Annotated in this window: 16 protein-coding genes; 7 read left to right on the top strand and 9 right to left on the bottom strand. The window is 62.2% G+C overall.

What is annotated here, in order from left to right:
- Positions 1 to 19: 19 nt before the first annotated feature.
- From GTP46_RS14440 to GTP46_RS14430, 3 genes are all read right to left on the bottom strand, one after another.
- On the bottom strand, positions 20 to 1,435 hold the full coding sequence (locus GTP46_RS14440; RefSeq protein ID WP_161007332.1) for an aryl-sulfate sulfotransferase: 1,416 nt from the start codon (positions 1,433 to 1,435) through the stop codon (positions 20 to 22).
- Positions 1,436 to 1,574: 139 nt separating this feature from the next.
- Positions 1,575 to 1,913, bottom strand: a complete 339-nt coding sequence (locus GTP46_RS14435; protein WP_008447011.1) for a P-II family nitrogen regulator — start codon at positions 1,911 to 1,913, stop codon at positions 1,575 to 1,577.
- Between the two features lie 72 nt (positions 1,914 to 1,985).
- Positions 1,986 to 4,040, bottom strand: a complete 2,055-nt coding sequence (locus GTP46_RS14430) for an NAD(+) synthase (RefSeq protein ID WP_161007331.1) — start codon at positions 4,038 to 4,040, stop codon at positions 1,986 to 1,988.
- 110 nt (positions 4,041 to 4,150) lie between these two features.
- Here GTP46_RS14430 and GTP46_RS14425 point away from each other — a divergent pair, with 110 nt between their 5' ends.
- The gene (locus tag GTP46_RS14425) at positions 4,151 to 5,260 is read left to right on the top strand and encodes a GNAT family N-acetyltransferase (RefSeq protein WP_161007330.1); all 1,110 of its coding nucleotides are present in this window, start codon (positions 4,151 to 4,153) and stop codon (positions 5,258 to 5,260) included.
- A gap of 89 nt (positions 5,261 to 5,349) precedes the next feature.
- A complete protein-coding gene (locus GTP46_RS14420) occupies positions 5,350 to 6,726 on the top strand; it encodes an MATE family efflux transporter (RefSeq protein WP_161007329.1) in 1,377 nt (458 codons plus the stop codon).
- Here GTP46_RS14420 and GTP46_RS14415 read toward each other — a convergent pair.
- A complete protein-coding gene (locus tag GTP46_RS14415) occupies positions 6,686 to 7,324 on the bottom strand; it encodes a TetR/AcrR family transcriptional regulator (protein WP_161007328.1) in 639 nt (212 codons plus the stop codon). The two genes, GTP46_RS14420 and GTP46_RS14415, sit on opposite strands and share 41 nt — an antisense overlap.
- Before the next feature lie 163 nt (positions 7,325 to 7,487).
- Here GTP46_RS14415 and GTP46_RS14410 point away from each other — a divergent pair, with 163 nt between their 5' ends.
- Genes GTP46_RS14410 through GTP46_RS14400 form a run of 3 tightly spaced genes read left to right on the top strand, consistent with a single transcriptional unit; the run spans position 7,488 to position 13,125 of the window.
- Positions 7,488 to 8,585 (top strand): efflux RND transporter periplasmic adaptor subunit, encoded by a 1,098-nt coding sequence (locus GTP46_RS14410; protein ID WP_202414272.1) that lies wholly within the window; start codon positions 7,488 to 7,490, stop codon positions 8,583 to 8,585.
- Positions 8,582 to 11,692, top strand: coding sequence for an efflux RND transporter permease subunit (locus GTP46_RS14405; protein WP_161007327.1), 3,111 nt, complete (start codon positions 8,582 to 8,584; stop codon positions 11,690 to 11,692). The genes GTP46_RS14410 and GTP46_RS14405 overlap by 4 nt, the downstream gene beginning before the upstream one ends.
- The gene (locus tag GTP46_RS14400; RefSeq protein ID WP_161007326.1) at positions 11,689 to 13,125 is read left to right on the top strand and encodes an efflux transporter outer membrane subunit; all 1,437 of its coding nucleotides are present in this window, start codon (positions 11,689 to 11,691) and stop codon (positions 13,123 to 13,125) included. Before GTP46_RS14405 ends, GTP46_RS14400 begins: the two co-directional genes overlap by 4 nt.
- Positions 13,126 to 13,128: 3 nt before the next feature.
- Here the strand turns inward: GTP46_RS14400 and GTP46_RS14395 are convergent, their stop codons facing one another.
- Positions 13,129 to 13,734, bottom strand: a complete 606-nt coding sequence (locus GTP46_RS14395; protein ID WP_161007325.1) for a TetR/AcrR family transcriptional regulator — start codon at positions 13,732 to 13,734, stop codon at positions 13,129 to 13,131.
- Positions 13,735 to 13,887: 153 nt separating this feature from the next.
- On the opposite strand from GTP46_RS14395, the gene GTP46_RS14390 reads away from it, so the two are divergent.
- Positions 13,888 to 14,526, top strand: coding sequence for a Crp/Fnr family transcriptional regulator (locus GTP46_RS14390; RefSeq protein WP_229258944.1), 639 nt, complete (start codon positions 13,888 to 13,890; stop codon positions 14,524 to 14,526).
- 28 nt (positions 14,527 to 14,554) lie between these two features.
- Here the strand turns inward: GTP46_RS14390 and ppa are convergent, their stop codons facing one another.
- Complete coding sequence (gene ppa, locus GTP46_RS14385) at positions 14,555 to 15,097, bottom strand: inorganic diphosphatase (protein ID WP_161007324.1); 543 nt, start codon at positions 15,095 to 15,097, stop codon at positions 14,555 to 14,557.
- 123 nt (positions 15,098 to 15,220) lie between these two features.
- Between ppa and GTP46_RS14380 the strand changes: the two genes are divergently transcribed.
- Entirely contained in the window at positions 15,221 to 16,282 is a 1,062-nt protein-coding gene (locus tag GTP46_RS14380; protein ID WP_161007443.1) for an MBL fold metallo-hydrolase, read from the top strand.
- Between the two features lie 106 nt (positions 16,283 to 16,388).
- On the opposite strand, the gene GTP46_RS14375 is transcribed toward GTP46_RS14380, so the two are convergent.
- The 3 genes from GTP46_RS14375 to GTP46_RS14365 are packed head-to-tail and all read right to left on the bottom strand — an operon-like array spanning position 16,389 to position 19,514.
- Positions 16,389 to 17,585 carry a heme biosynthesis protein HemY gene (locus tag GTP46_RS14375; protein WP_161007323.1) on the bottom strand — a complete coding sequence of 399 codons (1,197 nt, stop codon included), beginning with the start codon at positions 17,583 to 17,585 and terminating at the stop codon, positions 16,389 to 16,391.
- Position 17,586: 1 nt separating this feature from the next.
- Positions 17,587 to 18,738 (bottom strand): uroporphyrinogen-III C-methyltransferase, encoded by a 1,152-nt coding sequence (locus GTP46_RS14370; RefSeq protein ID WP_161007322.1) that lies wholly within the window; start codon positions 18,736 to 18,738, stop codon positions 17,587 to 17,589.
- Complete coding sequence (locus tag GTP46_RS14365; protein ID WP_161007321.1) at positions 18,735 to 19,514, bottom strand: uroporphyrinogen-III synthase; 780 nt, start codon at positions 19,512 to 19,514, stop codon at positions 18,735 to 18,737. Before GTP46_RS14365 ends, GTP46_RS14370 begins: the two co-directional genes overlap by 4 nt.
- Positions 19,515 to 19,520: the final 6 nt, after the last annotated feature.

Raw genomic sequence — 19,520 nt, 5'->3', positions numbered from 1 at the left:
TTTTAGGAGGAGCGAGCGCTTAGTTGGTAGCTACGCGGAACTTGCCTGGCTCCGGCGGGGTCACCGCTTTTTCGGAACGTGGCGTGCCTTCAGGCACCCAGTTGTACGGCACCGGTTGGGCGCGGTACAACCAATTGCTCAGCACTGGCTTGCCGGCGCCGGCTACCGGCGTCGCTGCAAAGTAAGGGCTGATGTATTCCCAGGCGATGTCGCCTTGCTTCGTGACCTGGAAGATGCGGCCGTTCATGCCTTCATCGATCAGAGTGTTACCGTTCGGCAGGCGGCGTGCGCTGCTGATGAAGGAGCTGTAGAAGCCCCATTCAGGACCGTTCGAATCGCCGCCGGTGTATTCCCACACGATCTGCTTTTTCACCGGATCGATTTCCAGCACGCGCGAGCGCGGCTGCACACCGACGCTGACGCGCGGATAACCAGCCTCGCCCTGGTTATCAAACACCAGAATGTTGCCCGCGCCCGGCAAGCCCGGTTCGATCAGGTGCGCATCATGCTGGCCGATGATCTGGTCCACCGCACGCGGCAGCACACGCGGGCCGCGCGCCTGGGCCGGATAGTCGGGACCGAGATTCCATACGACCTTGCCAGTCTGCTTGTCGATGATGACGATGAAGTTGGCTTCGCGCGAATCGATCAGGATGTTATCGGGATGGAAGCGCTTATCGCCCGCATCAAACCATTTGTTCGGGCCGAGCACGGACATGTTATTGATGTGCAGGTAGTCGAACGGCGCGTTCTTGCCGCGCGGCGAACTACCTTCCTTCACCAGCTTGAGCGAGGCAGCGGTAAAGCCGAATTCATTGAGATGCTCGGACGCTACCCACTTCCACACCACGTCGCCCTGCTTGCTGACTTCATAGATCACGTCATCCAGTACCTGCGGCGAGCCGAAGCCGGCCAGCGGATGCACCAGGTTGGCCAGCACCAGCGTATTGCCGTTCGGCAGACGACGCCAGTCATGGTGCTGCTTGGCACTGCCGCCGGGCACTTGCGCATTGGCCTTGCCCTCTACCGGCGCCGAGTACGCGTCCTGCGCGCTGGCCGCTGCCCCCCACTGCCACACCACGTTGCTATTCCAGTCCAGTTCACCAATCGCTTGATTGCGCAGGCCGTTGCCTTCGTTGGAGGTGCCGGGTGCGCTGGCCAGCTGCACCAGCACATTGCCGCGCTGGCCGCCGGTCAGGGCCGGATCGAGCAGCACCGGTGGGAAGCCTTCGGCATTCCAGCTGTGCACCTCGTTGCCATTCATGTCGATCAGGTGAGTCTTCTTGTCCTGCCCGCTGAAAATCACGTAGCTGTTGTAGGCAGTGGCGGTGTCGTAGCGCGTAACGCCGGTAGGATAAACACTGGGAGCCGCGCTCAAATTGGCGGCGAGGGACAGCAGGGACAGTGCGACGATCTTATTAGTATGCTTGGTCATGACACGAGCTCTCACGGGATGGACAGTGTGTCTATATTACGAAACAGCCTAGAAAACTAGAACTAATATAACCAAGCAAGGATATAAAAAAAATGCCGGATAACCCGGCATTTTTGAGTAAGGCGGAAAACGTTTTAGCTTAGACGGCGTCTGCGCCGGTTTCACCGGTACGGATACGGATGACTTGCTCAACGTTCTGCACGAAGATTTTGCCATCGCCGATTTTGCCAGTGCGCGCAGCCTTGATAATGGCATCCACCACTTGCTCGGCTACGCCGTCATCAACCACCACTTCCACTTTCACTTTCGGCAGGAAATCGACCACGTATTCAGCGCCGCGATACAGTTCGGTATGGCCCTTCTGACGGCCAAAACCTTTTACTTCGGTGACGGTCAGGCCAGTGACGTTGACTTCAGCCAGGGCCTCGCGCACTTCATCCAACTTGAACGGCTTGATTACAGCGGTGATCTGTTTCATGACTTCTCCTGTGAGCTAAAGGTTTATTGTAATCGACAGGCGCGCGCTGTCCATTCACATAAGCTTATTCATTTACTCTTGCACTGGAATGGAGCGTAATTCCTCCAACCATACAACGCTTTGGGCATCGCTAGGCGCGCGCCAGTCGCCGCGCGGCGACAGCGAGCCGCCGCTGCCAACCTTGGGCGCATTCGGCACGCAGCTGCGCTTGAACTGGCTGGTGCGGAAGAAGCGGTCGAGGAAGATGCCGAGGTTTTTCTTGATCGCGCCGAGATCGTACTGGTTGCGCGTGACGTGGCCACCTTCCGGCCAGCGGCCCTGCTCCTTGTCTTTCCACGCCGTGTGCGACAGGAACGCCACCTTGGATGGATTGAAGCCAAAGCGCAGCACGTAGTACAGGTTGAAGTCCTGCAGCTCGTAGGGGCCGATGGTGCTTTCGGTGCGCTGCTCGGGCTGGCCGTCGGCCGTACCGGGCACTAGCTCCGGGCTGATCTCGGTACCAAGTATGTCCAGCAGCACTTGCGCATCGTTGCGGCCGATGACGCCAGACTCGGCAACCCAGCGCACCAGGTGCGAGATCAAGGTCTTCGGCACGCTGGCGTTGACGTTGTAGTGCGACATATGATCGCCCACACCGTAAGTGCACCAGCCCAGCGCCAGCTCGCTCAGGTCGCCGGTGCCGATCACCAGCGCAGCGTTGTGGTTCGCCAAACGGAACAGGTGGTTGGTGCGCTCGCCGGCCTGCACGTTTTCAAATGTGATGTCGTACTGCTCCTTGCCTTCCGCGTAAGGGTGGTTGAGGTCCTTCAGCATCTGGATGCAGCTTGGGCGGATGTCGATTTCCTGCGAAGTGCAACCGACCAGCTTCATTAATGCATGCGCTTGCTTGAGCGTGCGCTCGCTGGTGGCAAAGCCCGGCATGGTGTAGGCCAGGATGTTGGTGCGCGGCAGATTCAGTTTGTCCATCACGCGCGCGCACACCAGCAGCGCGTGCGTCGAGTCCAGCCCGCCGGAGACGCCGATCACCACCTTCTTCAGGCCGCTGTTGGTCAGGCGCTGCGCCAGTGCTTGCACCTGGATGTTGTAGACCTCGTTGCAACGGTCATCGCGGCGGCGCGCATCGGCCGGCACGTATGGGAAGCGTTCGACGCAGCGTTTCAGCGCCAGCGGCTGGTCGCGCTCGATTTCAAGGTGGAAGAACACGGTGCGGAACTTGCCCACTTCCGCCGCATGGCGCTGCACCGATTGCGCGAAGGTGTTCATGCGCATGCGCTCGCGCGACAGGCGTTCCAGGTCGATGTCGGCAAAGGTCAGCGATGGCTCGTCGGTGAAACGCTTGGCTTCGGCCAGCAGTTCGCCGTTCTCGCAGATCACGCCCTGCCCGTCCCATGCCAGGTCGGTGCTGGATTCGCCGCCGCCGGCCGAGGTGTACAGGTAGGCCGCAATGCAGCGCGCCGATTGCTGCGACACCAGCTGGTTGCGGTAGTTGGCCTTACCCACCAGCGCATTCGAGGCCGACAGGTTGACCAGCACGGTGGCGCCAGCCAGCGCGGCAAACGAGGATGGCGGAATCGGCACCCATACGTCTTCGCAAATCTCGACGTGGAATTTGAACAGCGGCATATCGCCCACTTCAAACAGCAGGCCCGAACCGAATTGCACGCGCTCGCCCAGCAGGTCGATTTCGGTGGTGGTGGCGTAATCGCCGCTGCGGAACTGGCGCGCGTCGTAGAACTCGCCGTAGTTGGGCAGGTAGCTCTTCGGCACCACGCCCTGGATCTGGCCGTTGGCGATCACCACCGCGCAGTTGTACAGCTGGTGCTCTACGCGCAGCGGCGCGCCGACCACGATGGCCATTTTCCATTGCAGCGAAGCGTCCAGAATCGCGGCGAGGCCGTCCAGCACGCCGTCCAGCAAGGCGCGCTGATGGAACAGATCGTCGCAGGTGTAAGCGGACAGGCCCAGCTCCGGGAACGCCACCAGCGCCGCGCCTTGTGCGGCGGCCTGCTCGGCCAACAGGATGGTCTGCTCGGCGTTGTAGGCTGGATCGGCAATGCGGCACACCGGCGCGGCAATGGCGACGCGGGCGAAGTCGTGGGTGTACAGATTGAAGAAATTCGAGGCCATGTCAGCTCTTTCGGCACGCAAAATCAAATTATCGCACGGGCAAAGCCGCGCCGCATGCGCTAGACTGGCACAACATTCAGCAAGGAGGCAGTGTGGCGGCAGCAGAGTTTATGATCATCGATTCGATCGCGGATATCGATCCAGCGCAGTGGCAGGCGCTGGCCGGCGACAATCCTACACTCAGCTACAGCTTCCTGCATGCGTTGCACGAGACCGGATGCGCCGCGCCGGACACCGGCTGGGCGCCGCGCTACCTGATCCTGCAGCGCGATGGCGAACTGCACGCGGCCATGCCGCTGTACCTGAAAGACCATAGCCGGGGTGAGTACGTTTTTGACCACGCATGGGCCGACGCCTTCCACCGCAACGGCATCCCCTACTATCCCAAGCTGTTGTCGGCGGTGCCGTTTACGCCGGTAACCGGTGCGCGCCTGCTGGCGCGGACCGCCGAAGACCGCGCACTGCTGGCGCAAGCCGCGCTGCAAGTGGCGCAGCAACTAGGCACGTCCTCGCTGCACATCCTGTTTCCCAACGACGAGGACAAGCAAGCGCTGGCCGAGGCCGGCTACCTGCTGCGCGAAGGCGTGCAATTTCACTGGGAGAACCAGGGCTACGCCGATTTCGACGCCTTCCTCGCCACCATGAAGATGGAAAAGCGCAAGAAGCTGCGGCAAGACCAGCGCCGCGTGCAGGAAGCCGGCATCCATTTCGAGCACCTGGCCGGCACTGCGATCACGGACCAAGTGCTGCGCTTCTTCTACCAGTGCTACGTCTCGACTTATAAGGCGCACTACTCCAGTCCATATTTATCGCTGCGCTTTTTCCAGCGCCTGCTGGCCGAAACACCGGACAGCCTAATGATCGTGCTGGCCAAGCGCGGCGATGCGCCGGTGGCGGTAGCGTTGAATCTGGTCGGCGGCAACATTATGTACGGCCGCTACTGGGGCACGCAGGAATTCGTCTCGGGCTTGCATTTTGAGACCTGCTACATCCAATCCATCGCCTATTGCATCCAGCACGGCATCGCCAGTTTCGAGGGCGGCGCGCAGGGCGTACACAAGATGTCGCGCGGTTTGGTGCCGACACCAACCTGGTCCGCCCACTGGATTGCGGACCAGCGCTTCGCCGACGCCATCGCCGACTTCCTGGCCCAGGAAACCGCGTCGATGAACGACTATATCGACGAGTTAAGCGAGCACATCCCCTTCAAGGCTACCTGAGCCGGCACGGCAAAAAATCAGCTTGATATTTTTAGAGTTTCATGGTAATCTATTTTTAGATGTTTTAAAACCTCTAATTTTGGATAAATATGCCGCTCACCTTACGTAAGCAGGCCGAAGCTGACACGCCGCCGGCCACTCCTGTCAACCACCTGCTGCATGGGCCGCTGCTGCCAACGCTGGCCAAGCTCGCGCTCCCCACCGTCGCGGTGCTGTTCATGACCACCTTGCTGAGCGTGGCAGAAACTTATTTCGTCAGCTCGCTGGGGCTGGACGCGATTGCCGCCGCGTCGCTGGTGGTGCCGGTCATGCTACTGATGACGATGGTGTCCAACGGCGGCATCGGCGGCGGCGTTTCGGCCGCCATTGCCCGCGCCGCCGGCGCTGGCCACCAGCAGGAAGCGGAAAGCCTGGCGTGGCATACCGTGGTTATCGGCGCCGTGGCGGGCGCCCTGTTTTCCGTGGTGTTGCTGGCGGCCGGGCCGGCGCTGTACCGGATCCTGGGCGGTCATGGCGCTTCGCTCGACCAGGCCATCTTGTATTCGAATATCCTGTTTGCAGGCGCGATCCCGTTCTGGATGCTGATGCTGCTGCAAGCCGCTTTGCGCGGCACCGGCAATGTAAAAATACCCGCCCTCGTCATGCTGGGCGGCGTGGTCGGCGGCCTGATCTTGTCGCCAATACTGATCTCCGGCTGGCTCGGTGCGCCGAAAATGGGTGTGGCCGGCGCCGGTGTGGCCCAGGTGCTGTGCAATATCGTCGCGCTGAGCGTGGTGGTGCGCTATATGCGCTCGCCGTCGTCGACCCTGCGCTTGCGGGTTCATCCGTTGCAAGGCCGGCATTTTGCCGCGATTCTGCGCGTCGGCTTGCCTTCGGCTGTCAATGCCGTGATGTCCGCAACAGCGATCACGGCGCTGACCGCAGCAGCCGGCGCCGTCAGCGTCGCCGCCATCGCCGGCTACGGCATCGCCTCCCGGCTCGACATGCTGCTGGTGCCAGTGATGTTCGGCTTTGGCACGGCAGCGCTGACCATGGTCGGCACCAACCTCGGCGCCGGCCAGGTGGCGCGGGCGCGGCGAGCGGCCATCGTCAACGTCGCCGTGGTCGCCGTCATTGTCGGCGCGGTGGGGCTGGTGGTCGCCTTGTTCCCGCAGCTCTGGCTTGGCTTGTTCACCACTGATCCCGCAGTGCAGGCGATCGGCGCCGATTACCTACGCATTGTGGCGCCCTTCTACGCGGTCATCGCCGTCATCTTCGAATTTTACTTTGCGGGGCAAGGCGCCCAGCGCATCTTCTGGCCCATGAGCGCCAGCGTGGTCCGCCTGGGCTTCGCCCTCGCCGCCATGGTACTGGTGCGGCAAGGCGCCATCAGCCTGCGTACCTCCTTCATGCTGGTCGCTGCCAGCCTGGTGGCAGCTGCCGTCATCAGCGGGCTGGGCTTCCTGCGCACTCGCTGGGAACGCTAGTTGCGGCAACAGGCGTTGCGTTGCGTACCATCGCGGTCACCGACGCCTGCGCCTTGCCCAGGATGGCAGTGGCGGCCTCGGCATCTTCAGCCATGCGCGACAGCGATACCGCTCCCACCAGGCACAAGACGATGGCCTCGGCCAAGATGGCATCCTCGCTTACGTGCAGGCGCTGCAACAGCGATGCGATCAGCCTGACCAAGCTGGCATAGCCTTCGGCGGCAGCCACCTTCACCCGAGGGCCGGCATGCCGTAGCTCGCTGGACAGCGCCGCCAGCGGGCACATACGGGAAGGATGCTCCGCCTGCATCTGGTGCAGGTAGCGATACACGATGAGATCCAGCGCCGCTTGCGGCGCCATAGCGGCGGTAACGCGCTCGAACATGGTGTGCAGTTCGCGAAACGCTGCTTCGTTTGCCTCCGCGATCAGCTGCTCCTTCGATTCGAAGTGGCGATAAAACCCGCCTTGCGTCAAGCCTGACGCTTGCATGATGTCGGCCACGCCAGTCGCGTCCAGCCCCCGCCGAAGAAACATATTGGACGCCACAGCGACAATGCGCTTGCGGGTTTCGGCGGTATCGGCTTTCGACTTTCTCATGGGGTACTCCCGGTTTCACTATCACTCCAATATAGATTACGCACGAACTCTATTATTGGCAAGTTCTTTTAATTTTATAAAATCTCCTTGCCAATTTTAGAGTATGCTTGTAATCTATTTTTAGCGTTATGCGATACTCTAAATCCCAACCTTCGAGGCTCCAATGAAACCGATTCCCCTCCCACTGCCCCGCCGCAGCATCATCGGCGCCACGCTCATGCTGGGCCTGGCCGCTTGCAACCACCCGGCGCCGGCGCCTGAGCCACTGGCCAAGGTCGCTTGGTTCACCGCCGAAGCCGGGCAAACCGGTCAATCCACGTTCACCGGCGTGGTCCATGCGCGTACGGAGAGCAATCTCGGCTTCCGTGTGGCTGGCAAAATCGTCGAGCGCCTGGTGGATCCCGGCCAGACGGTGCATAAAGGACAGGCGCTGATGCGTATCGATGCGGTCGACTATGAGCTGGCCTCCAGCGCGGCCCAAGCCGCCGTTGAGGCATCCCAGGCCAAGCAGGTCCAGGCTGTCGCCGAGGAAGCGCGCTTGCGCAAGCTGCTGGCGACCGGCGCCGTATCGACGCAGGCGTATGAACAAGCGAAGGCTGCAGCTGATGCGGCGATTGCCCAGACCCGCGCCGATGCCGCCCGCGCACGCCAGACCGACCATCAGCGCGACTATGCCGTGCTGATCGCCGACATGGACGGCGTGGTGCTTGAGGTACCGGCCGATGTCGGCCAGGTCGTGGCCGCCGGCCAGACCATCGTCAAGCTGGCCCGCGAGGGCGCGCGCGAAGCGCTGGTGTATTTGCCGGAGAACGCGCTGGCACTGGCCAAGCGCCCAGCCACCGCCGCCCTGTACAGCGACGCCGGCCAAGTATTCCCGGCGACGCTGCGCGAACTGGCCGCCGTGGCCGATCCCCAAACCCGCACCTATCTGGCCCGCTACACGCTGGCCGGCGAGGCAGCGCAAGCGCCGCTGGGCGCCACCGTCACCATCCGCATGAATGGCGGTGCCGCTGCACAGGTCGGGGTGCCGGTCAGCGCGCTGGTGGATCAGGGGCGCGGCATGGGCGTGTGGGTGATCGATAGCAAAACCTCCACCGTCACGCTGCGCGCGGTCAAGGTGGCGCAGCTGGGCGAAGAACAGGCGCGGTTGTCGCAAGGCCTGGCGCCGGGCGAACGCGCGGTTGCTTTCGGCGGCCATTTGCTCAAAGCCGGACAGAAAGTTGAATTGCTGGCGCCAGTCGCCACCGGGAGCGGATTATGAGCCGCTTTAACCTCTCCGCCCTGGGCGTGCGCGAACGCGCCATCACTCTGTTCATGATTATCGCCATCGTTGCCGCTGGCGTGTTCGCTTTCCTGCGGCTGGGCCGCGCGGAAGATCCCAGCTACGTCGTGAAAGTCATGACCATCACTGCCGCATGGCCCGGCGCCACTGCGGAAGAAATGCAACGACAGGTGGCCGACCGCCTTGAAAAACGCATGCAGGAACTGGAAACCTACGACCGGGTGGAAACCACCGCGCGTCCCGGCGTCGCCATCATGAAGCTGTACCTGAAGGACAATTCGACCGCCCAGGCAGTCGAAGACAGCTTCTACCAGGTGCGCAAAAAAATGGGCGACGAAGCCTTCAACCTGCCGCGCGGGGTGATCGGTCCCATCGTCAACGATGAATACTCGGACGTCTACTTTGCCCTGTTCTCGCTGAGCGGCAAGCAGCTGCCGCACCGCCAGCTGGTGCTGCAGGCGGAAGATATCCGCCAGCGCTTGCTGCACGTGCCTGGTGTGCAGAAGGTCAACATCCTCGGCGAGCAGCAGCAGAAAATCTTCGTTGAAATTTCCCACCAGCGCCTGGCCACGCTCGGCATCAAAGCGCAGAACGTGATTGACGCTCTTGGAAAACAAAACGATGTGACGTCGGCCGGTTTCATCGAAACCCATGGCCCGCGCGTCCAGCTGCGCCTGGACGGCACCGTCAGCAGCGTGGACGCCATCAAGCAGATCCCGATCGCTGCCGGTGAACGCACGCTCAAGCTGGGTGACGTTGCCGAGGTCAAGCGCGGTTATGAAGATCCGGCCAGCTTTGTCATCCGCAACCAGGGCGAGGCCTCGCTGGACCTGGCCGTCGTCATGAAAAAGCGCTACAACGGCCTGGAGCTGGGCAAGGCGCTGGCCGCCGAACAGAAAAGCATCAGCGCCGCACTGCCGATGGGCCTGGAACTGAAGCTGGAGTCCGACCAGTCGCGCGCCATCAAGGAATCGATCGATGAATTCATGATCAAGTTCGTGGTCGCGCTGGCAGTGGTGATCGTGGTCAGCCTGCTGACGCTCGGCTTCCGCGTTGGCCTGGTGGTGGCGGCAGCAGTGCCGCTGACGCTGGCGGCGGTGTTCGTCATCATGCTGGCCAGCGGCCGCGACTTCGACCGCATCACGCTGGGCGCCCTGATCCTGTCGCTCGGCCTGCTGGTGGACGACGCCATCATCGCCATCGAAATGATGGTGGTCAAAATGGAAGAAGGCTTCGACCGCATCGCTGCCGCCACCCACGCATGGAGCGCGACGGCGGCACCGATGTTGTCGGGCACCCTGCTGACCATCATCGGCTTCCTGCCGGTCGGCTTCGCCCGCTCCACGGCTGGCGAATATGCCGGCAACATCTTCTGGGTGGTGGCGTTCTCGCTGATTACCTCGTGGGTGGTGGCGGTGTATTTCATCCCTTACATGGGCGTCAAGCTGCTGCCTGAGATTCCGGTCAAAAGCGGCGGTCATGATGCCATCTACAACACGCCAAACTACCAGCGCCTGCGCGCGCTGGTGCGCTGGTGCATCGATCACAAATGGCTGGCTGCCGCCACTACTGCCATCGTGTTCGTTGCCGCAGTGCTGGGCATGGGCGCAGTACAGCAGCAATTCTTCCCGGACTCCGAACGTCCGGAACTGACGATAGAAGTGAGCCTGCCGCCCGGCAGCGCCTTCGGCGCCACCGATGCCGTGGTACGCAACATCGAGGCTGCACTGGAAAAAGAACCGGAAGCCAAACACATTGCCAGCTACATCGGCCAGGGCGCGCCGCGCTTCCTGCTGACGATTAATCCGGAACTGCCCAACCCTGCCTATGCACAGATGATCGTGCTGACCGAGAACGCCCAACAACGCAACATCTTGAAGCTCAAAATGCAGAAGATGATCGCCGACGGCCGCTTCCCGCAAGCCCGCGTGCGTGCTACCCAGTTTGTGTTCGGTCCGCCGGTGCCTTACCCAGTGCTGTTCCGCGTGGTGGGACCGGATATCGGCCAGGTGCGCAACATCGCCGAGCAGGTGCGCGCAGTGATGGAACAAAATCCCAATACCCATGGCGCCCATCTGGACTGGGGCAACCGCACGCCGACCGAGCATCTGGTGCTGGACCAGGAGCGCCTGCGCCAGGTGGGACTCAATCCACGCGACGCCGCCAACCAGTTGCAAGCCTTGCTCAACGGCCTGCCATCGACTCAGGTACGGGAAGGCCTGCGTTCGGTTGAAGTCGTCATCCGCAGCCCGCGCAGCGAGGGCGGCAACTTGAAAGATATCGGCAACCTGACGCTGACCACAGCCAGCGGCGCCAGCATCCCGCTGTCGCAAGTCAGCCATATCGAGACCGGCATGGAAGACGCCGTGCTCAAGCGCTACAACCGCGAGCCCTTCATTGCCGTGCAAGCCGATGTGCGCAACGGCATGCAGCCGCCTGACGTCACCAAGGCCATCCTGCCCAAGCTGGACGCCATCAAAGCTACTCTGCCGGACGGTTACCACATCGACGTCGGCGGCGCGGTGGAGGAAAGCGTCAAGGCCAACATCGCGCTGGCCAAGCTGTTCCCGATCATGATTATCCTGATGCTGCTGGTGATCATGCTGCAAGTGCGCTCGTTTGCCACCATGTGGATGGTGTTCGCCACCGCGCCATTGGGACTGGTCGGCGCCGTGCCGACGCTGCTGCTGTTTAACAAGCCGTTTGGCTTCACCGCCATCCTCGGCCTGATCGGCCTGGCCGGCATCCTGATGCGCAACACGCTGATCCTGGTCGACCAGATCCAGCACGACCTGGCCCATGGCGCCACCAAGTATGAGGCCGTCGTGGAGTCCACCGTGCGCCGCGCCCGTCCGGTGATCCTGACCGCCGTGGCGGCGATGCTGGCCTTCATTCCGCTGACCCACTCCAGCTTCTGGGGGCCCCTGGCCTACGTGCTGATCGGCGGCGTCGGCGTCGGCACCCTGCTGACCCTGTTGTTCCTACCGGCCCTGTACTCGCTGTGGTTCAAGGTCAGCAAAGATGGCGGCAGTGTGGACGCCCAGGCTAACGCAAGCACGCAACTCATTGAGAAGGAAGCAGCATGAACACCGTCACCACACTGAAAACCGTGCCGCTGGCACTGGCCGCCCTGCTACTGTCGGCATGCTCGCTGGCGCCGGTCTACGAGCGGCCCGCCTCCCCTGTTGCCGCCGACTGGCCGGCTGCGGTGGCTCCGGCTGTCCAGGCCGGCGACACCGCCGCGCACGAGATCCGCTGGCAGGACTTTTTCCAGGACCAGCGCCTAAAGCAAACCATCGGCCTGGCACTGGAACATAATCGCGACCTGCGCGTGGCCATCCTCAATATCGAGCGCGCCCGCTCGCTGTATCAGGTGCAGGCAGCCGACCGCCTGCCGACGCTCAACGCCGGCCTGTCCGGCGCGCGCCAGCGGGTGCCGGACCTGGTGGCGCCGGGCGGTCACGGCGGCGTATCGAGCAGCTACACTGCCGGCGTTGGCGTCACCGCCTTCGAGTTGGATTTATTCGGCCGCGTGCGCAACCTGAGTGAGGCCGCACTGGACCGCTACGCTGCCACCGAAGAAGCCCGGCGCGCTGCGCAGATCAGCCTGGTGGCGGAAGTGGCTACCGTCTACGAGGCGGTGCTGGCGGATAACCGGCTGCTGGAATTGAGCCAGCAAACGCTGGCCAGCCGCACTGAATCGCACCAGCGCCAACTCCAAATGCGCGAACAAGGCGCCAGTTCGGAGTTCGACCTGCGCCAGTCGGAGTCACTGCTGGAAGCCGCCAAAATCGCGCTGGCGCAAACCACGCGGCAGCGCGCGCTGGATGAAAATGCGTTGACAGTGCTGGTCGGCCGGAACTTGCCTGCGGAACTGCTGCCCGCGCCCGGCACGCACTGGGACAGCAAGGTGATGAACGAACTGCCAGCAGGTTTGCCATCCGGCTTGCTGGCGGCACGTCCGGACATCCGCCGCCAGGAAGCGCTGCTGCGCGCGGCCAACGCCAATATCGGCGTGGCCCGGGCTGCATTCTTCCCGCGCATTTCCCTGACGGGCGCATTCGGCTCATCCAGCAACGAGTTGTCCGGCTTGTTCGATTCGGGTAGCCGGGCGTGGAGCTTCCTGCCGCAGATCTCGCTGCCGCTCTTCGACGGCGGCCGCAATCAAGCCAACCTGGGCGCGGTCAAGGCCGACCGCGACATCGCCGTGGCGCAATACGACAAGACGATCCAGGTCGCCTTCCGCGAAGTGGCCGATGCGTTGGCCGGGCGCGCGACGCTCGGCGAAGAACTGCGTGCAGTGCAGGCGCAGGAAGCGGCCGAGCAAGTGCGCTACAACCTCGCCAGGCAGCGTTACGACGGCGGCCAGTCCAGCTATCTCGAATATCTCGATGCCCAGCGTTCGCTGTTCGCCGTGCAGCAGCAGACCATTCGCACCAGCCTGGCCGAGCGGCAAAATCGCATCGGGCTGTACAAAGCGCTCGGCGGTGGCTGGAGCACCGCCGGGAGCCAGGGCTAAGAGCTATTTGGCTTTGCGTCCATCCAATGCCGCCTTGAGCACCAGCTGCACCGTGCTCTCGGCGTGATTCAAAATGGATTTTTCAGAGGCGGCGGACAGTGCTAGCCGCGAAACGGTCACCGCTCCGACCATGGTCGCCACCAGCGCGTCCGCCACATCAAGGCTTTGCTCAATTTGCAGTTGCTGCAGCAGCCCAGCGAGGTGGCCCACTGTGCGCTTGTAACCCATGTTGGCTGCGGCCTTGATACGCTCGTCGGCATTGGGCAGCTCACTTCCGAGATGCACCAGCGGACACAGATGGTCCTGGTTTTTAGAGAGCCGCTGATGCAGGTAGAGATGCACGATTTTCGTGATGGCCTCAAGCGGCGGCAGGCCGGCCACTTGCTTGCCCATCATGTCGAAGATTTTCTCGAATGCTGCCTCGCTGGCCTCAGCCGCCAGGTGCTCCTTCGATTCGAAGTGCCGATAGAAACCGCCTTGCGTCAGCCCCGCTGCCGCCATGACGTCGGCAATCCCGGTTGCAGCCAGGCCGTTTTGCATGATAACGACTGACGCAGTGTCCACAATTCGTTTTCGCGTTTCCGCAGTTTCGCTTTTCGACTTTCTCATCTCACTCCGCCTACGTGTCTTTAGAGTATATTCTACCTCCAATTACCTGGCCCACTGCCGGCATCTGCCACTCAAAGACTGATAAATCTATAAGGGAAACCCGTAAGCGGTTACAATAGGACTGTTTCCTAGCAAAAACGTGGCAAAAACAGCATGAATGCAGATTTTATAAAACAGCGTAACCGCTTCAAATCCGCCACCATGAAGCGGATCGACGTCAGCGAAGAGTCATACAACAACGTAACGAACATCCTGGCAAGCATCGCCAAACCGTTCCATGTGCGCAAAGGCGAATACCTGCAGCGGGCCGGCGTGCCCGCTACGCAGGTACATTGGCTGGCGAGCGGCGTGGCACGCAGCGGCTTTTTCAACCGTGACGGTGCGGAGATGACCTTGCGCTTCTATCGCGAGGGCGAATCGGCCACCACCCTGACCGACCTCATCAATGGTGAGACCGGCCAGCCGGCGGTGCAGTTCCTGATCGCGGAAACGCCGGTCCACGGCTTCACCATCGATTGGAAGCTGGCGTCCGCGCTGCGCTCGCAGAATGAAGGCATGCAGCAGTATCACTTGAGCATTGCCCTGCACGGCCTGCAGACGCTGGCCCAGCACGCCTATAGCAGCGGCGAGACCTCGGCGCAAGAACGTCTGGTGGCGTTCCGCGAAGAGTATCCGGGGCTGGAAGCGCGCATCTCGCAGCGGGCGATTGCGTCCTACCTCGGCATCACGCCGCAGTACATGTCGCGCCTGCGCCGCGAGGCCGAAGCCGCGTCGGGCGAACCGCGCGCTTAATAAAAAAGCCCCTTGCGGGGCTTTTGACTTACTGTGCTGCCTGGTCTTTCTGGTAGTTCGCAACGCCGGCCAGGATTTCTTCCTTGGCGGCTTCTGGACCGTGCCAGCCTTCGATCTTGACCCATTTGCCTTTTTCCAGGTCTTTGTAGTGCTCGAAGAAGTGCTGGATCTGGCGCAGGCGCAGTTCGTTTAGGTCTTCCGGCTTCTGCCAGTGGCTGTAGATCGACAGTACTTTGTCGACTGGTACGGCCAGCACTTTGGCGTCTTCACCGGCTTCGTCGGTCATTTTCAGTACGCCGATTGGACGGCAACGCACTACCACGCCTGGAATCAGCGGGAATGGGGTGATGACCAGCACGTCCACTGGATCGCCGTCAGCCGACAGGGTGTTTGGTACGTAACCGTAGTTGCATGGGTAGTGCATAGCGGTGCCCATGAAGCGGTCTACGAAGATCGCGCCGGATTCCTTGTCGACTTCATATTTGATCGGATCGGCGTTCATCGGGATTTCAATGATGACGTTGAAATCGTTCGGCAGATCTTTGCCGGAAGATACTTTGTTCAAGCTCATGGGATTTCCTTATATGCAGGCGGTGTTTAACCGCAATATTATAGCGAAGTACGGCCTGCTTGTGCGGCGCAACACCATTGAACATTTGTTATGATAGGGCCTGTCCTTATTTGGAATATGAATATGATCTTCCGCCAGCTGTTCGATCCCACCTCCTCGACCTACACTTACCTGCTCGGTGACGGCGGCGAAGCGGTACTGATCGACCCAGTCTACGAACAAGTGCCGCGCGACCTGGCGCTGTTGCAGGAACTGGGCCTGAAGCTGGTGGCGGCGCTGGACACCCATGTGCATGCCGACCACGTGACCGGCGCATGGCGCTTGCAGCAGCGCTGCGGCAGCAAGATCGCGCTGTCGGCGGTGGCGGGCGCCAGCGGGGTCGATACGCCGCTGCAGCATGGCGACGTGGTGCGCTTCGGTGGCCGTTCGCTGAACGTGCGCGCTACACCGGGCCACACCAGCGGCTGCCTGACTTATGTCCTGGATGACGAGAGCATGGCCTTCACAGGTGACAGCTTGCTGATCCGTGGTTGCGGCCGTACCGATTTCCAGCAAGGCAGTCCGCAGCAGTTGTTCGCTTCGGTGCATGAGCAGATTTTGAGTTTGCCGCTGTCGTGCCTGCTCTACCCTGCACATGATTATCGCGGTATCACGGTGACCAGCGTGGCGGAAGAGCGGCGCTACAACCCGCGCTTGGGCGGCGATGTGGACGTGGGCGATTTCACCGGCCACATGAACAATCTCAACCTGCCGCATCCCAAGCTGATGGCGGTGGCGGTGCCAGCCAACCTGCGCAGCGGCCAGCCGGAAGGCGATGCACCGACCGACACACCAGGCTGGGCGCCGCTGACCTTACGCTTCAGCGGCGTGTGGGAAATCGAAGCAATGGCTTTGCTGGAGCATTTAAGCAAAGTACAGATCGTCGACGTGCGTGAAGCCCCCGAATTCATCGACCGCCTCGGCCACCTGCACGGCGCTACGCTGGTGCCGCTGTCGCAACTGACCGAACGCATGGCCGAGTTCGACAAAGAACAGCCGATTGTCGCGGTCTGCCGCTCCGGCGTACGCTCCGCCCAAGCCAGCGTACTGCTGACCAAAGCCGGCTTCACCAAAGTAGCCAACCTCGCCGGCGGCATGCTCCGCTGGAAAATCGAAGGCTTCCCAGTCGAGTCCGATCCCGCCTAGATCTATCTTTAAACGGCTTGTGCAATAGGAATATTTGCAGTGAAACTGCTACCTCAAAAAACATCCGGCAGAAAAAAAAACAGGCCGGTGAAGACCGGCCTGCTGATTAGAGGATTGTCGCCAGTGCGCACTGGCGGTAGTGGTTGGCAGCGTGTTCTTCCTGCCCCAGCGCTTCGTGCATTTGCGCCAGTTTGAGGTGGGATTCGCGCACCATGCGCGGGTCCGAAGCGTCCGACAGGGCTTGCTCCAGGTAGCGCTGGGCTTTGCCCCACAGTTTTTGTTTCAGGCACAGCGAACCCAAGGTCAGCGCCAGTTCGGCGTCGGTTGGGCGGGCGTTGGCCCAATTCTCGCAATGTTCGATCTGCATCAGCAGCGCTTGCGAACCGGCCGGCGCGGCAGCTTCGCGGTAGGCGCGCACGACGCGATCGTCCCAGTCGGCGGCCAGCGATTCTTCCGCTACCAGACGTGCTTCATCATGAAGGCCGCGTGCATTCAGCGCAGTCGCAGCACGGCAAGCCACGTAGGGCTTGATGCGGTCGGCACTCGGCACGGTGGACCACACGCGCAGCAGCGATTCGGCATCATGGCTGGCGTCGGACAGCAAATCATCGTAAGCCAGCTCGCGCAGGCGCGACGACAAGGCCGGATGCAGCGCGCGATGCTTGTCCAGCGAACGTACCAGGCGCAATACTTCCGGCCAGTTCTTGGCTTGCTGCTGCGCTTTCAGCGACATTTGCAAGGCGTGGATGTGGCGCGTGCCGCTGGTGTTCAGTTCGCGCACGGCTTCCAGTGCCAGCTCCGGCTGGTGGTCATCGACCAGCAGTTCAGTGGTGGTCATCAGGCGCGCGGTTTTCATACCGTTGTCACCCACCAGCTTGGCCAGCCACTGGTCGCGGCGCGATGCCTGGCGCATGCGGTGCGCGGCGCGGGCGCCGATCAGCGCGGCAACACCGGCGTTTTCCGGCAGCTCCGACGCGCGCAGCGCGGCTTTTTCAGCATGGCCGAAACGGCCTTCGAACAGGGCTTTCAGCGCTTCGCGCAGGCCCTTGTTGCCATCACGCTCGCGCTTGTGCTGGCGGTAGGCGGCTACCTTGCCCGGCATCTTGATGGTCGCGCGGAAGGCGCGGATCAGGATGTACAGGAAGGCGAACAGCGCCACTTCCAGCACCACGAAGAAGTTCAGCGACAGGTCGATACGGTGCGGCGGATAAAACAGCACCACATTGCCCGGATTGAAGCGCGCCGTCACGGCAATACCGATGGCGGCGGCCATCATGGCGACTAACCAGAGAAATAAACGCATACTATGGCTTCGCTTTGTAGTTGCGCACAGCGTTCAGGCTGTCGGACAGGGTCGGCATCTCGATGGCGAGATTGCTGCCTTGTACCTGGCGCAGCAGCGCCTGCACGGTCTGGGTGGAACGGGCGCGGGTGTCGAAGTACTTGACCAGCGCTTCCTGCGCCGCGATCAGGTCGGCACGGAAGGCGCTTTCATTACGCGACAGCAGCGCCATACGCGCATTCAGCAGGCGCAGCTTGAGGTTCTCGCGCAGGAAGTAAGCCTGCGTCGGCGACAGCATCAGCGCATCTGGCGTGTCCACATTACGCACGCGGATCAGCTGGCGCACATCGGTCCACATCTCGCTGCTCCAGCCGTTCCAGCCATCTTGCAGCGCTTGCAACCAAGGGCTGGTTTCTTCCTGCTTGACCGGCTTGCCATCCTTGCCGTGGACGACCTTGGCCTTGGCTTTCTTTTCCGGCGGCGCCGGCAGGGTTGGTTTTTCGTCGGACAGCATCGGCAGCGTGTCGATTTGGGCGATGGCGTTATCGAGGCGCAGGGCGACGCCGACCGAATCCACGCTAGGCAGTGCCTTCAGCTTGTCAGTATCACGCGCGATGGCGCGGCGGATGGTGATGAATTGCGGCTTGTCCGAACGCGACAGGCTGCGGTCGGCATTCTGCAGCGCGATCAGCGCGCCCGGCACATTGCCGGCCAGTTGCAGCTGCTGGGAGGCGGTCGACAGCACTTGCTCGATTTCAGTCAGCGCCCACTCGTCGCGGTTTTTGGACAGGTCCTGGTACAGCTGCTCCAGCGCCAGTTGCTGGCTCTGCGCTTCCTGCTGTTTGCTTTCCAGCAGGGCGACCTTGGCTTGCAGCTCCTTGGTACTCTCCTGCACGTTGCGCACCAGGTTACCGGTGTCGGCGTTGGTGGCGTCGCCCTTTTGCAGGCGCAGCGCCATTTCCTCGCGCAGTTTGTTGACGCGCGCGTGCGATGACCAGGTCTGGCCGGCCAGCAGGATGGTCAGCACGATCACGCCCACCAACAGCATTTGCGGCTGTTGCAGGGTTTCGAGCAAACTCGGTTCGGGCGTCGCCGGCGGTTGAGGCACGGGCGGAGTGTCGGCAGGCTTCGCGGACGAAACCGCTGGATCAGGTAAGGTAGGCAAATCGTTCATAGGCATGATTGTAACGCGGCCAGCAGGCGTTCGTCGCCTGATCCGGTGAGCGTTAGCTTGGAAAATCCTAAATTATTTGCCGTTTCGGCAATACGGGCATGGGGCACGATCAGATGCTGTTGTTGCATGACTACAACGCTATTGTGCTGCATCGCGTCAGGGTGTTGCAAGTCCATTTGCGCCAGTAAGCCACAGAGGCCGCGCAGCGCTTCGGAACTGGTGATGATCCAGTCGTTTTGCTGCGCCAGCAAACGGCGCAGGGTGGCGGCCAGTTCGGGCGTCAATTCAGGTACCGAGCGGCAGTAGGCTGGCACCACCTCGACCAGGGCGCCGGCGGCGCGCAGGCCGTCGGCCATCAGCTCGCGGCCGCTGTCGCCGCGGATGATGAGGACTGGCTTGCCGCTCAGGGCTTGCAGGTCCAGCGTTTGCAGCAGGTGTTCGGAATCGCTTTGGGCAGCGTCGCCCGGGCTGACGATATTGGGCACGCCGTGCGCGGCCAAGGCAGCGCGGCTGCCCTCGCCGACTACGGCTGCGGTCACGCCGGCCGGCCATTGCGTGATGTGCGCGAAGGCGGCATCGATGGCGTTGGGTGAGACGAAGGCGACCAGCGCGTACTGGTCTAGCTTCGCCAGCGCGGCCAGCAGTGCCGACTGGTCGGGCAGCGGCGTGATGTCCAGCAGCGGCAATACCTCCACCGTGCGGCCCAGCGCAGCCACGCGGGCCGCCAGCGGCGCGGCTTGCGCCAGCGGACGGGTGATGACGACGGCGCCGGTCATCCTCGG

Source organism: Duganella flavida (genome assembly GCF_009857445.1).
In the GTDB taxonomy this organism is placed as follows: Bacteria; Pseudomonadota; Gammaproteobacteria; order Burkholderiales; family Burkholderiaceae_D; genus Rugamonas; species Rugamonas flavida.
The sequence above is the reverse complement of the archived record's forward strand: the minus strand, read 5'-3'. Positions and strand labels throughout refer to the sequence as shown.

Excerpts from the sequence above, each read along its gene's own strand:
- GTP46_RS14440 (WP_161007332.1), bottom strand. The coding sequence starts at position 1,435 with ATGACCAAGCATACTAATAAGATCGTCGCACTGTCCCTGCTGTCCCTC.
- GTP46_RS14380 (WP_161007443.1), top strand. The coding sequence starts at position 15,221 with ATGATCTTCCGCCAGCTGTTCGATCCCACCTCCTCGACCTACACTTAC.
- GTP46_RS14430 (WP_161007331.1), bottom strand. The coding sequence starts at position 4,040 with ATGGCCTCGAATTTCTTCAATCTGTACACCCACGACTTCGCCCGCGTC.
- GTP46_RS14390 (WP_229258944.1), top strand. The coding sequence starts at position 13,888 with ATGAATGCAGATTTTATAAAACAGCGTAACCGCTTCAAATCCGCCACC.
- GTP46_RS14370 (WP_161007322.1), bottom strand. The coding sequence starts at position 18,738 with ATGAACGATTTGCCTACCTTACCTGATCCAGCGGTTTCGTCCGCGAAG.
- GTP46_RS14400 (WP_161007326.1), top strand. The coding sequence starts at position 11,689 with ATGAACACCGTCACCACACTGAAAACCGTGCCGCTGGCACTGGCCGCC.
- ppa (WP_161007324.1), bottom strand. The coding sequence starts at position 15,097 with ATGAGCTTGAACAAAGTATCTTCCGGCAAAGATCTGCCGAACGATTTC.
- GTP46_RS14410 (WP_202414272.1), top strand. The coding sequence starts at position 7,488 with ATGAAACCGATTCCCCTCCCACTGCCCCGCCGCAGCATCATCGGCGCC.
- GTP46_RS14435 (WP_008447011.1), bottom strand. The coding sequence starts at position 1,913 with ATGAAACAGATCACCGCTGTAATCAAGCCGTTCAAGTTGGATGAAGTG.
- GTP46_RS14375 (WP_161007323.1), bottom strand. The coding sequence starts at position 17,585 with ATGCGTTTATTTCTCTGGTTAGTCGCCATGATGGCCGCCGCCATCGGT.
- GTP46_RS14405 (WP_161007327.1), top strand. The coding sequence starts at position 8,582 with ATGAGCCGCTTTAACCTCTCCGCCCTGGGCGTGCGCGAACGCGCCATC.
- GTP46_RS14395 (WP_161007325.1), bottom strand. The coding sequence starts at position 13,734 with ATGAGAAAGTCGAAAAGCGAAACTGCGGAAACGCGAAAACGAATTGTG.
- GTP46_RS14420 (WP_161007329.1), top strand. The coding sequence starts at position 5,350 with ATGCCGCTCACCTTACGTAAGCAGGCCGAAGCTGACACGCCGCCGGCC.
- GTP46_RS14415 (WP_161007328.1), bottom strand. The coding sequence starts at position 7,324 with ATGAGAAAGTCGAAAGCCGATACCGCCGAAACCCGCAAGCGCATTGTC.
- GTP46_RS14365 (WP_161007321.1), bottom strand. The coding sequence starts at position 19,514 with ATGACCGGCGCCGTCGTCATCACCCGTCCGCTGGCGCAAGCCGCGCCG.
- GTP46_RS14425 (WP_161007330.1), top strand. The coding sequence starts at position 4,151 with ATGATCATCGATTCGATCGCGGATATCGATCCAGCGCAGTGGCAGGCG.